A 13,226-nucleotide genomic window follows, 5' to 3' on the forward strand; every position below is an offset into this window, starting at 1 on the left:
GTTGCTCCTGCGCCCGCAAACAGATTAGAACGGCAGCCCCGACCTTTATTTCCCTGGATGGTTCCCATGCCTTTCGCGCCTCTCCATCTCGACACGCCCTTGGTCCAGACGGCACCTGGCTACAGCGTTAGCGGCAAACCGCTCTGGCTGAAGCTCGATGCGCTGCAGCCTTCCGGCAGCTTCAAGCTGCGCGGCGTCGGACGGCTTTGCCAGCACGAGGTGGAAAATGGGGCGCGCGAGATCTTCTGTGCTTCCGGCGSCAATGCCGGCATTGCCGCGGCTTATGCCGGCCGGGCGCTTGGTGTGCCGGTCACGATCGTCGTGCCGGAGACGACGGCGGCCGATGTGCGGCAGACGATTGCCGCGACGGGCGCGAATGTCCTCGTTCATGGTTCGGTTTTCGATGAGGCCAATGCCCATGCGATCGAACTCGCCCGGAGCCGCAAGGCAACCTATGTGCATCCTTTCGACCATCCGCTTCTGTGGGATGGCCATGCCACGCTGATCGACGAGGTGGTGGCGAAGGGCGCAAAATTCGATTGCGTCGTCACCAGCGTCGGCGGCGGCGGGTTGCTTGCCGGCATTGTCGAGGGGTTGAAGCGCAACGGGCTTTCCGATGTGCCTGTTATCGCCGTCGAAACTGAAGGGGCGGCCTCGCTCCATGCCAGCCTCCAGGCGAGTGAGCGTATCACCCTTCCCGCCATTACCTCGATTGCCAATTCGCTCGGGGCGCGGCAGGTGGCGCAGCATGTCTTCGACCTGCCGAAGCAGCATCCGATCGAAAGTGTTGTCGTCAGCGACGCCGATGCCGTTGCCGCCTGCCTGAAATTTGCCGATGCGCAGCGCATTCTGGTCGAGCCGGCTTGCGGTGCGGCCCTTGCCGTTGCCGATGTGCATGCAGGGCTGCTTCAGCGCTTCGACAATCCGCTTATCGAAGTCTGCGGCGGCATCGGCGTGTCGCTCGAAAAGCTTGAGGCCTGGAAAGAGAAATTTCTCTGATGTGCCGCAAAAGAAAAAGCCGGGCAAAAACCCGGCTTGATCGGTAACCGATTGGAGAGGCTCAGGCTGCCCAGGGGTGCGAAGCGGCGTTCTTCTTTTCGAAGCTGTCGATCGCCGTGCCCTTTTCCAGCGTCAGGCCGATATCGTCGAGACCGTTCAGCAGGCAGTGGCGCTTGAATTCGTCGAGATCGAACTTGATCAAGCCACCATCGGGGCCGGTGATCTCGAGGTTCTCAAGATCGACAGTCAGGATGGCGTTGGAGCCGCGCGACGCGTCGTCCATCAGCTTGTCGAGATCTTCCTGGCTGACCTTGATCGGCAGGATGCCGTTCTTGAAGCAGTTGTTGTAGAAAATATCGGCGAAGCTGGTCGAGATGACGCAGCGGATGCCGAAATCCAGAAGCGCCCAGGGGGCGTGCTCGCGCGAGGAGCCGCAGCCGAAATTGTCGCCGGCAACGAGGATCTTGGCATCGCGATAGGCCGGCTTGTTCAGCACGAAATCCGGGTTTTCGGAGCCGTCCTCATTGTAGCGGGCTTCCGCGAAGAGGCCGGTGCCGAGGCCGGTGCGCTTGATCGTCTTCAGATAATCCTTCGGAATGATCATGTCGGTGTCGACGTTGACGACCGGCAGCGGTGCTGCAACGCCGGTGAGCTTCACGAATTTATCCATGATCCATGCTCCATTTCAGCAAATCTACTTTCTGAATTTGCATCTAGTCCAGTTTTTCGCCGAAATGAAGGAGAATCTTTCACAGACGGCGGCCACGCGACGTTTCGCGCGATCCGCCGATTGCGCCTGTCCCCTTATTTGGACGGTGCGTTCAGGCCCCAGAGGACGCCGAACGGATCGCGAAGCTGGCCGTAGCGGTCGCCCCAGAACATCAGTTCGACCGGCATGACGACTTCGGCCCCGGCAGCAACCGCGCGATCCCACCAGAAATCGATATCGTCGATAACCAGTTGAATGGCGAAGCCTTCATGGCCTTTGAAAGGATGGCCGTATTCGGGATAGGCATCCGACAGCATGAGGGAGCTGCCGTTGATGTAGAGATGCACATGCATCGTTCGGCCGCTCTCGTCGACCGGCACGAGATATGCCTCTTCGGCGCCGAAAGCCTTCTTGTAGAATTCCGCAGCTTTCACCGCGCCGTCGACCGTCAGATAGGGCAGCAGGCCATTCTTGACCGGTGGCATCTTCGTCGGGTTGCTCTCTGTCGTCGTATCCATGCTCGTCCTCCATACGTTTTTCACGAGCCGGCAGAATGCCTGGCTGCTTCAAGGACGCATGATGGAATCTCACGCCGACAGTGTCGGTCAAAATTTTTTGGAAAATTCGGTGATCAGAGATCGATGATCGTACCGCGGCCGTCGTTCCACACGCGCATCTCCGGCTTACCATTGTTCGCCTTGGCGCGGACCGGAGCGGGCTTCATCTTCATCGAAAGCGCGCGTCCGACCATGAGCACGGTCAGGATGGCGCCGACGGCGAGCGTCACCGAAAAGGTGAGAAGCAGCATGGCCACGAAAACGGTGGCGCCGGCAAGCATGAGGAAGATGGAGCGAATGTTCTGCATGGTTAGAGACCTTTCTTCGGAAAGGAATGTGGTCCTTCTCTTTCCTCTCTGCAAGGCAAGCATGGCTTTTTGTTGTTCTGCTAGATGTTCTGGGGTGGGCTGCTTGCTTCGACTGTCAAAGCTTGGCACTAATTCGCCATGAGCCGAAACCCCGCGACCCGCTCCGCCCGCCTGCGCCGTTCGGTGCTGAGCGTGCCTGCCATCAATCCCCGCGCCCTCGAAAAAACCCATGCGGTCGATTGCGATGCGGTGATCTTTGATCTCGAGGATTCCGTGGCGCCGGAAAGGAAGGCGGAAGCGCGGGAAAATCTGAGGAATTTCTTTTCGGCTCGGCCGCTCGAAGGCAAGGAACGGATCATCCGTATCAATGACCTGTCGACCAATTTCGGCCTGGCGGACATGGAACTGGTAATCGCGCTCAATCCCGACGCCGTGCTGCTGCCGAAGGTCGACGAACCGCAGGATGTCATGGCGGTCGGCGACCTTCTCTCCGAGGCGGATGCACCGGAAGATCTGCGCATCTGGGCGATGATCGAGACGCCGCGCGGCATCCTGAATGCGGCTGTTATCGCCGAAGCCGGGCGCACGCCGGGCTCGCGGCTCGATTGCCTCGTCGTCGGGCTCAACGACCTGCGCAAGGAAACCGGCGTGCTGCCGCAGCCGGGGCGGAGCTATCTCGTGCCGTGGCTGATGCAGGTCGTCCTTGCGGTCAGCGCCTACGGGCTCGATGCGATTGACAGCGTCTTCAACGATTTCAGGGACGAACAAGGTTTTGATGCCGAATGTCTGCAGGGCCGGGCGATGGGCTTTGCCGGCAAGATGCTGATCCATCCGGCGCAGATCGAGCCCGCCAACCGCCATTTCGGCCCGGATCCGGCAGCGGTTGCGGAAGCGGAGGCGATCATATCGGCCTTTGCCGATCCTGCCTCCGATGGGCTGAACGTCATCAATGCAGGCGGGCGGATGGTCGAGCGGTTGCATCTTGTCCAGGCGGAAAGTCTGGTCCATAAAGCCCGCCTGATCGCAGCCCGCCAGGCTGCAACACGAAAGACGATGTGATGAAACTCTACCGCTTCCTGACCGGTCCCGACGATGCTTCCTTCTGCCACAAGGTCACTGCCGCCCTCAACAAGGGCTGGTCGCTGGAGGGCTCGCCGACCTATGCCTTCAATGCCGCAACCGGCGCGATGCAGTGCGGCCAGGCCGTCGTCAAGCATGTCGAAGGCAAGGATTACCATCCTGAGATGAAGCTCTCCGAGCAGTGAGGCTCAGCGCATAACCCCGAAAATCGTAATCGATTTTCGGGGTTATGCGTGATTGAAAGTGATGGAGCGTCCTTAGCGCGTCCTTTGGACGCGCGGCGCTCTAGCGCTCGGCGGCTTCCTCGGCGCTTGCCTCGATCCGCTCCATGTCATCGTCGCTCAGCCCGAAATGGTGGCCGATCTCGTGGATCAGGACGTGGGTGATGATATCGCCGAGCGTCTCGTCGTTCTCAGCCCAGTAATCGAGGATGGGGCGGCGGTAGAGGCGGATGCGGTTCGGCATCTCGCCGGTTTCCAGCGTGAAACGTTCGGAAATGCCCCTGCCCTCGAAAAGGCCGAGCAGATCGAAAGGGGTTTCCAGCGCCATGTCCTCGAAAACGTCGTCATCGGGGAAATCTTCGATCTCGATCGTGAGGTTGGTCGTCAGCTGGCGGAATTCATCCGGCAGATGGCTATAGGCCTCCATGGCCAGCGACTCGAAGGTGCTGATCGTCGGCGCATGGCGGTCCCGCCAATCATCGCTCTGGTCTATGCGGGCCATGAATATTCCTTCCTTTGCGGGCCCATATAGAACCTTTATCGCCGATTTTCGAGTGCGGAATCAAAGGCAGGAATAAATTCATAGAAAATGGCCGTTGACTCTTCATTAGCTCTCTGGAATCTATAAGAACATAACAGGAACAAGACGGATCGGAGAACGCCATGGCGCAGCACGCCCTGGCGCGCGAGCGGCTTTTTGCGCTCCGCGAAACCATTGCCCGACTGGAGGGAAGGCCCGCGCCGGCGCTTGCCGCAGCGGAACAGGAAGCCCTGGCAGAAGGACGCAAGACCCGCCAGGAGCGCATTCTGCCGCCCCTCGCGTTTGGGGTGGAGTTTCTCGACGGGGCGCTGGAAGGCGGCCTGCCGCTCGATGCGATCACCGAATTCCGCTCGGCTCTGTCTCGTGATGCAGGTGCTGCAAGCGGGCTGGCGATGGCTGTTGCCGCGCGACTGCAAAAACGGGAAGCGGATGCCGGCCGCCTTCTGCCGTTGCTCTGGATCGGCGATGCCGTCGGCACGCTGGAGGCCGGTCGTCCCTATGCTCCCGGGCTTCGGGATTTCGGGCTGAGCCCGGAGCGGTTTCTCCATGCGGCGCCGCGCAAGCTGGACGAGGCGCTCTGGCTGGCGGAGGTGGCAGTGGAAAGCGCTGCCTTCTCGGCCGTCATCTTCGAAGTGCGAGGCAATCCCGCCCATTTCGGCCTGACCGAAAGCCGCAGGCTTAGTCTCAGGGCGCATGCTGCCCGCCGCCCGCTCTTTCTTGTCCGCCAGGCCGGGGCGGAGGAGGCAAGCAGTGCGGCCTTCCGTCTGCATGTCGAACCAGCCCCGTCCGGTCTGCGGCCGTTGCCGGATGGATCGAAACTTTCCGGCAGCATCGGCAATCCGATTTTCCGTCTCACGCTGGAGAAGAGCCGCAATCCGGCCCCGCTCTCCTTTCTTCTGGAGTGGAACCCCCATGAACGCGAATTTCTCCCTATCGCCGAACCAAACCTCGTTCGTCCTCCAGGCGAACAGTCAGCGCATTCTGGCGCTCAGCTTCCCGCATCTGCCAACGGACCGCATCGCCCGCAAGCGATGGGGGCTCTCCTGGCGTTCGAAAGGGCGTCCTGAGACGCCGCCTATCGTCTGTTCCGGCAAGCTCAACAATGCCCTGCGGCTGACGGCACTGGACGAGTTGGCCGAGAGGCTGGGGTTGAGGAAGGAGCTGGGCGTTGCCGAAGCGCGCGCCATGTACCCCATGCTCGAGGTCGCGGAAGAGGATCCGGCGGCCGACCGCCGGTTGCTGGAGGCAATTGCCGACTGGTGCGACCGTTATACGCCGCTGGTGGCGTTCGACGGGAAGGACGGTCTGTTTCTCGACATTAGCGGTTGCGCCCATCTCGTCGGCGGTGAAAAGGCGCTTCTTCGGGATGTGCTGTCGCGGCTTTTTCATATGGGGTTCGATGCGCGGGGCGCGATCTCATCGTCGCCCGGCCTTTCCTGGGCCGCTTCCCGCTTCGGGCACGGCGGCGTGATCGAGGACGAAGGGACGGAACATGTGCTGATGTCCTTGCCGGTCGCAGCCCTGCGGCTGGAGGGACAAACCGTCGATGCCCTGAACAAGCTCGGTCTGAAATATATCGGCGACGTCATCGATGCACCGCGGGCGCCGCTGACCCGCCGGTTCGGCCCGGAGCTGCTTCTGCGTCTCGACCAGGCGCTGGGACGTGAAGAGGAGCCGGTCTCGCCCCGGCGTCCTGTTGCCAGCCTTTCGGCCGAAAGCCGTCTGATCGAGCCCATCGGGACGGAAGAGCAGATCCTTACCGTCACTAGGCAGGTCGCCTTATCGCTGCAGCCGTCGCTGGAAGCGCGGGGGGCTGGCGGACGGGTGTTCGAACTGGTCCTGTTCCGCGTCGACGGCAGGGTCTTTCGCATCTCCGTCGGTGCTTCGCAGCCGCTTCGCGAACCAAAGTTCATTGCCGGGCTTTTTTCCGAGCGATTGCAGGCGGTCTATGACGATCTCGATGCCGGCTATGGTTTCGAGATCGTGCGGTTGAATGTGTTGCGGCACGATCCCTTCAACGAAGCGCAGGGTGATTTCGAAGGCGACCGGCAGGGAGAGATCTCGCTTTCGGCCTTCGTCGACCGGGTCTCGGCCCGACTTGGTGCGGATTGCCTGCAAAGCTTCCAGCTCCGCGAGAGCCATGTTCCGGAATGCGCCGTCATCACGGTTCCTGTGATGGAGAGCCTTCCCAGGCGGAAGGCCGTGCAGGACATCCAGCTTCCTTTCCGCGAAGAGCGCCCGCTGCGGCTCTTTGCAACGCCGGAGCCCGTCGAGACCATACTTGCCGAAGTGCCCGATGGTCCGCCGCAGATCTTTCGCTGGCGGCGCATGCAGCATCAGGTGGCAAGAAGCGAAGGGCCGGAACGGATTGCCATGGAATGGTGGATCGATGGAAATGACGCCGAGGCGCGTGACTATTTTCGCATCGAGGATGAGACCGGACATCGCTTCTGGATCTATCGGCGGGGCTTTTATGGTCAGGCGCTTGATCCTCGCTGGTTCATGCATGGCGTGTTCGCATGACAACCGCGCGCGCATTCTTCGAGATCGGCACAAGGACGAACTTCTCGTTTCTTGAAGGCGCCTCTGGCCCCGAGGAGATGGTCGTGCAGGCTGCTCGTCTACGGCTCGGCGGTCTCGGCGTTGCGGACCGGAATTCGGTTGCCGGTGTGGTCAGGGCGCATGCGCAGGCGGAGCAGCTTGAGGAGAGATATAAAAACAGGGACGAGATTATAGCCCAAGCGGAGAAGGAAGGAAAAAAGGAGGAGATCCTCGATCCTATCCGGATTCAGCCGGGCGCTCGTCTCGTCTTTTCCGATGGAACGCCTGATATCCTCGCCTATCCCCGGAACCGGCGGGGCTGGGCGAACCTTTGCCGTCTTCTGAGCGCCGGCAACCTGAAAGAAGAAGCGGTCAAGGGAAGCTGCATTCTGACGGAAGCGGAACTCATGGAATGGGGGGATGAGATGATGCTTGCTCTCGTTCCCGATCGCACCCTTGTCGACCGTCAGGCGGGTCAGTCGACGCTGGAAGATTATCTGGAACGGTTCCGCAGACGGTTCCGTAAGGCATTTTTCATGGCGCTGTCGTCAGCCTATGATGGCCGCGACAGGCAGGTCTTTGCGGTGCTTGCCATGCTTGCCGCTCGAAACCGCGTGCCGCTGATTGCAACCAACCAGCCGCTTTACCATCATCCTGAACGGCGGCCGCTTTCGGATATCGTGATCGCGATTCGGGAGCATGTACAGATATCGCAAGCCGGATTCCTTCTGGCGCCGAATGCCGAGCGTTACCTCAAGGATTCACGTGAAATGACCCGGATCTTCCGGGACTATCCTGGTGCGATCGACAATACGCAGGCCTTTTTCGGCAAATTGACCTTTTCGCTGAAGGAACTGGAGCACAATTATCCGCCGGAAAACGATCCTGGTGAAACGCCGCAGGAGACTCTCGAAAGGCTGACGAGAGCGGGAGCGGCAAGACGCTATCCCAAGGGTATCCCGCCCAAGGTGGCGCCACAGATCGAGTATGAACTCGATCTCATTAAAAAAAAGAAATATGCCTCTTATTTCCTGACGGTTCACAGGATCATCCAGCACGCCCGCTATGAACTTAAGGTCTTGTGCCAGGGGCGCGGATCGGCGGCAAATTCGGTCATCTGTTATTGCCTTGAAATAACGGAAGTCGATCCTCAAAAAAGCACACTGCTCTTCGACCGCTTCATTTCGATGGATCGCGACGAACCGCCGGATATCGATGTCGATTTCGAGCATGACCGGCGCGAAGAGGTCATCCAGTTCATCTATAAAAGATACGGCATAGAACATGCTGGGTTGACGGCGGGGGTGACGACCTACCGTACGCGCTCGGCGGGCCGTGAGGTCTCCAAGGCCTTTGGGCTCTCGGAGGATGTCCAGTCGGCGATCAGCAGCCTCGTCTGGGGCTGGTCGGAGGATAATCTCTCGGAGCGGGACGCGAAGGCGGCGGGTCTCGACGTCAAGGATCCGGTGACCCGAAACGTTCTTCAGTATGCGTCCGAACTTCTCGGCTTCCCGCGCCACCTCACCCAGCATGTCGGCGGCTTCGTCATCACGCGCGATAGGCTCGACGAGGTGGTGCCGATCATGAAGACGGCGATGCCGGATCGGTACATGATCGAGTGGGACAAGGACGACCTCGATAACGTCAAGATCCTCAAGGTGGATGTGCTGGCGCTCGGCATGCTGACCTGTCTGCGGAAGGCCTTTTCGCTGCTTGAATTGCATTACGATGTGAAGAAGACGCTCGCAGACCTCGGCAACAAGGAGCATGGGAACGAAGGCGAGCCGGTTTACGAGATGATGGGCCGGGCCGATACGCTCGGCGTCTTCCAGATCGAAAGCCGGGCGCAGATGAGCATGCTGCCGCGTCTTAAGCCGAAGGTGTTCTACGATCTCGTCATCGAGGTGGCGATCGTGCGGCCAGGACCGATCCAGGGCGATATGGTGCATCCCTATCTGAAGCGCCGGGAGCAGCGGGCCAAAAACATTCCGATCAAATATCCGAGCAAGGAGCTGGAAACGGTTCTGGAAAGAACCCTCGGCGTGCCCTTGTTCCAGGAACAGGCCATGCAGATCGCCATTACCGCCGCCGGCTTCAAACCGGCGGAAGCCGACAAGCTTCGCAGAGCGATGGCGACATTCAAGAGAACGGGTACGATCGGTAACTTCGAAAAGCGGTTCATCGAAGGAATGGTCTCAAAGGACTATGATCCGGAGTTCGCGAAGCAATGCTTCAACCAAATCAAAGGTTTCGGGGAATACGGTTTCCCGGAAAGCCATGCCGCCTCCTTCGCGCTGCTCGTTTATGCTTCCTCATGGCTCAAGGCCTATTATCCCGACATCTTCTGCACGGCGATGCTGAATTCCCAGCCGATGGGGTTTTATGCGCCAGCGCAGCTGGTGCGGGACGCACGCGAGCACGGGGTAAAGATCCTGCCGGTCGACATCAATGAATCAAACTGGGATTGCGGTCTGGAAGAGGCTGCCTTCGATCGGAATGCCATCGATTTCCGGCATGACAAGATGCGCGATATCATCAAGACCCGGCATGCGGTGCGGTTGGGTTTCCGGCAGATCAAGGGTCTCTCGACAGACGATATGGAGCGGCTCGTCAGCAATCGAGGCGAAGGCTACAGTTCGGTGCGCGATCTCTGGCTGCGGTCCGGTCTGCAGAAATCCGTCATCGAGCGACTGGCGGATGCCGATGCGTTCCAGTCCCTCAAACTGTCACGACGCGACGCACTCTGGGCGGTGCGGGCGCTGGATCTGAGGAGCGCGGCCGAGGAGCTGCCGCTCTTCGAGCAGGTCCGTCATGTCGACCTCCAGATCGAGCCTGTAGCGAAGCTGCCGGAAATGCTGCCGGGAGAGCAGGTCATCGAGGACTACCGTTATCTCTCACTGTCGCTGAAGGCGCATCCCGTCTCCTTCCTGCGTGAGGAATTGCGCAAGGCGGGTGTGACGCGCAATGTCGATCTGTTGAAGGTCGTGAACGGGCAGAGGGTGACGATTGCGGGCCTCGTGCTGGTGCGCCAGCGACCTGGTTCGGCCAAAGGTGTGATCTTCATGACGCTGGAGGACGAGACCGGGGTGGCCAATGCGATCGTCTGGAACAAGATATTCGACAAATACCGCTCAGTTGTGATGGGCGCCCGGCTGGTGAAAATCCGCGGCAGGCTGCAAAGCCAGAGCGGAGTGATCCATACCGTTGTCGAGCATATCGAGGACATGACGCCGGCGCTCGGTATCCTGCAACGTGAGGCCCGGCGTTTCGGCGTCTGCGAGCGGGCAGACGAGGTGCTGAGGCCAGGTGTCGATCAGCGGCAGAAAAAGGCTGCGAATGCGCAGGAGCGGGCGGAGCTGGAAAAACGGATGGTTGCCACAGGCCGCCATGCCGGCGCGGGGGAAACCGCTGAGGTGATGCCGCGCGGACGCAACTTCCATTGAAGTACGTCGCAGCGATCAGGACCATGCAGGTTGTCTTCATTTGCCTTATGGCGTCATCATCCTGAAACCGCTGCATAATCCCGGACGATATGTATGAGGCCTCATTCGCACACCGTTGTTCAATGCTGCGGGACTCGAATTTTTTCTTGACAGCCACCATCTTCTTTAGCAGAAAACACGATAGTCAGTGTCATGTTTGGAATGAAGACGTGCTTGTCTGCAGCTGCAATTATATAACCGATAAGGAAATCCGGGAGGTTATCACCAACCTTCTCGATGAAGATTGTTGGCAGCTTATCGTGCCTGCGAAGGTCTATCACGCCATGGAAAAACGCGGCCGCTGCTGCGGTTGTTTCCCCAATGTCGTCGACATCATTATCCAGACGACCGAGGAATATCACGCCCGTCGCCACTCGACGGAGACCGAAATATTTGATTTCATGTCCCGCTTGAAACAATTCCATGAGGAAAACAGGAGAGCGGACATTGAAAGGCGACAAAAAGGTCATCGAGCGGCTTAACGAGGCGTTGTTCCTCGAACTCGGTGCGGTCAACCAATATTGGGTTCACTATCGTCTTCTTGAGGACTGGGGCTACACCAAGCTCGCCAAGAAGGAGCGCGCCGAATCCATCGAAGAGATGCACCATGCCGACCGGCTAGTTGCACGCATCATCTTCCTCGAAGGCCATCCCAATCTGCAGACCCTCGCACCTCTGCGCATCGGCCAGAACGTCAAGGAAGTTCTGGAAGCCGATCTTGCCGGCGAGTACGACGCCCGCACGGCCTACAAGAAGTCGCGCGATATCTGTCATGACGCCGGCGACTACGTTTCCATGAAACTTTTCGAGGAGCTGCTGGCGGACGAGGAAGGTCATATCGACTTCCTCGAAACACAGATCGACCTGCTCGAGAAAATCGGCGAGAGCAAATACGGCCAGCTCAACGCCGATTCCGCCAACGAAGCCGAATAAGATTCGAACGAGATGCCGGCCGCCGATGGCGGCCGGTGACCCTATTCCTGCTGCCGAGCACAAACGGTAGCAATCATCCAGCCGCAATCAGTCTTCCGATTGAAGTGTTTCCAAGTGCTGGAACTCGGCCACCACCTGGTCATAGACGGCGCGCTTGAAGGGCACGATCAGCTCCGGCAGTTGCTGCATCGGTTTCCATTCCCAGGCATCGAATTCCGGCTCGTGGCCGCCAGGCGGCGGATTGATGGCGATCTCGCTGTCGTCGCCATCGAAGCGGAAGGCGAACCAGCGCTGTGTCTGGCCGCGGAATTTTCCTCTCAGCCCGATGCCGATCAGTGCCGGCGGCAGATCATAGTTGATCCAGTCTCTCGCTTCGGCAAGCAGGGTCACCGTCTTCATGCCGGTCTCCTCGTAAAGCTCGCGGTAGGCGGCGTCCAATGGATCCTCGCCCTTGTCGATGCCCCCCTGCGGCATCTGCCAGAGCTGCGGCGAGCCGTCATATTCGGAATTGCCGTCGGAGATGCGCCGCCCGGCCCAGACGAGGCCATCGCGGTTCAGGATCATCACGCCGACGCAGGGGCGGTAGGGCAGATCCTCGGCTTTCACGGTTGCCTGGCTCATCTTCTTCTCCGTTCTGGGATTCTTCTCAGGGATCTCTCAAGGATTCCTGGGGTCGTTGGAAAGCGCGGCAACGCCGACAATCTCGATGCCGCGCATCGCAGCCTCCTCGCTCCATTTGGCGATGGCGTCAACGCTCTCATCAAAAGCCGAGGCGACGCCGATCGCCTGGCCGTTCTTGCGGGCAATGCGCTCGAGTTCGTCGAGCTTCTTCAGGACGGCATTGATATCAAGCTGGCCGTCGAGCTGCAGGTCGGCGAAGGCATAGGGCAGTTCGGTTCCCTTGGCGATCGCCGCCGTCTTCGACTGCGCTGATGTGCCATCGTCGAGAAACAGCAACCCGCGCTTGCCGATGTCGCGCATGACAGGCTCCATGGCGGCGGGATCAGACAGGAAACGGCCGCCGAGATAATTCATGACGCCGGTATAGTTGGTGATCTCGCCCATCGCCTTGTGCAGGTTCTCCATATTGCGGGCGGCCGACTTTGTGGTCAGCAGCGTTTCGGGGCCCGGATCGTTCGCCGGATAATCAAAAGGTTCGAGCGGTACTTGCAGAAGGATCTCGTGACCGCCGCGGCGGGCCTCCTGCATCCAGCGCTGCAGGCTGTTGCCGCTTGCGGCGAAAGCGAAGGTGATCTCTTCCGGCAGTTCGGCGATGGCGCGCTGCGTTCCGGTCTGGCTGAGCCCGAGGCCGCTGACGACGATGGCGATGCGGACGCCGCGCGCGCCGGACGAGGGACGCGCATATTGATCCATCGGCCGCCGGCCATCGGGGCCGACGATCGGCAGCCTGCCAAAAGGCGTTTCTTCGAGCAGCGCATCATTGGGCTGGGCTGCCATGCGCGGATCCTGGCCGATCTGCATGGCGTCGACCAGCACCGGCCCGCTGCCGTCGCGCGGGCGGGGGCTGTATTTGGTGACAACCGAGCCGTCGCCCGTGACCATCTGCTCGACATTGGCGCCCGAGCGCGGGTCGGCGCGTGGCATGCCGTCGGCCGCTTGGCCCGTGGTGGCCGTCGGTGGCTGAGGCGTATTGGCAGGGGGTGTTGCGGCTTGTTCGGCCGCCGGCGGTTTGGTGCGTTCGAGCCCATCGCCGCGAAATGCCGTATAGAGGGAAAAGCCGCCTATGGCGAAAAGGCAAAGACTGGCGGCGATGCGGCCCAGGCGCAGAAAACCCGGACGCTTGCGGCCGGCTTTGCGGTTGCGGCCCAGGGGCGTATGCAGGTCCGTTCCCAAT

The 13,226-nt window shown here is 60.2% G+C and carries 14 protein-coding genes; 8 read left to right on the forward strand and 6 right to left on the reverse strand.

Annotated elements, in window-relative coordinates; genetic code table 11:
* The first annotated feature begins 66 nt into the window (after positions 1-66).
* Positions 67-999 (forward strand): pyridoxal-phosphate dependent enzyme, encoded by a 933-nt coding sequence (locus tag AC1D2N_RS14480; RefSeq protein ID WP_477981476.1) that lies wholly within the window; start codon positions 67-69, stop codon positions 997-999.
* Between the two features lie 61 nt (positions 1,000-1,060).
* Here AC1D2N_RS14480 and leuD read toward each other — a convergent pair whose 3' ends face one another.
* The 3 genes from leuD to AC1D2N_RS14495 form a co-directional block, all read right to left on the reverse strand.
* A complete protein-coding gene (leuD, locus tag AC1D2N_RS14485; RefSeq protein ID WP_130653312.1) occupies positions 1,061-1,669 on the reverse strand; it encodes a 3-isopropylmalate dehydratase small subunit in 609 nt (202 codons plus the stop codon).
* 134 nt (positions 1,670-1,803) lie between these two features.
* On the reverse strand, positions 1,804-2,226 hold the full coding sequence (locus AC1D2N_RS14490) for a VOC family protein (protein ID WP_018244125.1): 423 nt from the start codon (positions 2,224-2,226) through the stop codon (positions 1,804-1,806).
* 113 nt (positions 2,227-2,339) lie between these two features.
* Positions 2,340-2,573: a hypothetical protein gene (locus tag AC1D2N_RS14495; RefSeq protein ID WP_018448376.1), complete on the reverse strand. Its 234-nt coding sequence runs from the start codon at positions 2,571-2,573 to the stop codon at positions 2,340-2,342.
* 138 nt (positions 2,574-2,711) lie between these two features.
* Between AC1D2N_RS14495 and AC1D2N_RS14500 the strand changes: the two genes are divergently transcribed.
* The gene (locus AC1D2N_RS14500; RefSeq protein ID WP_130653311.1) at positions 2,712-3,632 is read left to right on the forward strand and encodes an HpcH/HpaI aldolase/citrate lyase family protein; all 921 of its coding nucleotides are present in this window, start codon (positions 2,712-2,714) and stop codon (positions 3,630-3,632) included.
* A complete protein-coding gene (locus AC1D2N_RS14505; protein WP_018244122.1) occupies positions 3,632-3,838 on the forward strand; it encodes a DUF1737 domain-containing protein in 207 nt (68 codons plus the stop codon). The genes AC1D2N_RS14500 and AC1D2N_RS14505 overlap by 1 nt, the downstream gene beginning before the upstream one ends.
* Positions 3,839-3,938: 100 nt before the next feature.
* Here the strand turns inward: AC1D2N_RS14505 and AC1D2N_RS14510 are convergent, their stop codons facing one another.
* Complete coding sequence (locus AC1D2N_RS14510) at positions 3,939-4,376, reverse strand: metallopeptidase family protein (RefSeq protein WP_003589582.1); 438 nt, start codon at positions 4,374-4,376, stop codon at positions 3,939-3,941.
* A 161-nt stretch (positions 4,377-4,537) separates the two neighbouring features.
* Here AC1D2N_RS14510 and AC1D2N_RS14515 point away from each other — a divergent pair, with 161 nt between their 5' ends.
* From AC1D2N_RS14515 to bfr, 5 genes are all read left to right on the forward strand, one after another.
* A complete protein-coding gene (locus AC1D2N_RS14515) occupies positions 4,538-5,482 on the forward strand; it encodes an ImuA family protein (RefSeq protein WP_028734108.1) in 945 nt (314 codons plus the stop codon).
* A gap of 10 nt (positions 5,483-5,492) precedes the next feature.
* A complete protein-coding gene (locus AC1D2N_RS14520) occupies positions 5,493-6,938 on the forward strand; it encodes a Y-family DNA polymerase (protein ID WP_130653581.1) in 1,446 nt (481 codons plus the stop codon).
* Positions 6,935-10,399 carry an error-prone DNA polymerase gene (locus tag AC1D2N_RS14525; RefSeq protein ID WP_130653310.1) on the forward strand — a complete coding sequence of 1,155 codons (3,465 nt, stop codon included), beginning with the start codon at positions 6,935-6,937 and terminating at the stop codon, positions 10,397-10,399. The genes AC1D2N_RS14520 and AC1D2N_RS14525 overlap by 4 nt, the downstream gene beginning before the upstream one ends.
* Before the next feature lie 122 nt (positions 10,400-10,521).
* Positions 10,522-10,920 carry a (2Fe-2S)-binding protein gene (locus AC1D2N_RS14530; protein WP_018244118.1) on the forward strand — a complete coding sequence of 133 codons (399 nt, stop codon included), beginning with the start codon at positions 10,522-10,524 and terminating at the stop codon, positions 10,918-10,920.
* Positions 10,886-11,371, forward strand: coding sequence for a bacterioferritin (gene bfr / locus AC1D2N_RS14535; protein ID WP_017966050.1), 486 nt, complete (start codon positions 10,886-10,888; stop codon positions 11,369-11,371). The genes AC1D2N_RS14530 and bfr overlap by 35 nt, the downstream gene beginning before the upstream one ends.
* Positions 11,372-11,458: 87 nt before the next feature.
* Here the strand turns inward: bfr and AC1D2N_RS14540 are convergent, their stop codons facing one another.
* Both AC1D2N_RS14540 and AC1D2N_RS14545 read right to left on the reverse strand, forming a co-directional pair.
* Complete coding sequence (locus AC1D2N_RS14540; protein WP_130653309.1) at positions 11,459-11,992, reverse strand: RNA pyrophosphohydrolase; 534 nt, start codon at positions 11,990-11,992, stop codon at positions 11,459-11,461.
* A gap of 36 nt (positions 11,993-12,028) precedes the next feature.
* Entirely contained in the window at positions 12,029-13,225 is a 1,197-nt protein-coding gene (locus AC1D2N_RS14545) for a divergent polysaccharide deacetylase family protein (RefSeq protein ID WP_130653308.1), read from the reverse strand.
* Position 13,226: the final 1 nt, after the last annotated feature.

The sequence above is a fragment of the Rhizobium sp. P1_B8 genome, from assembly GCF_056406515.1.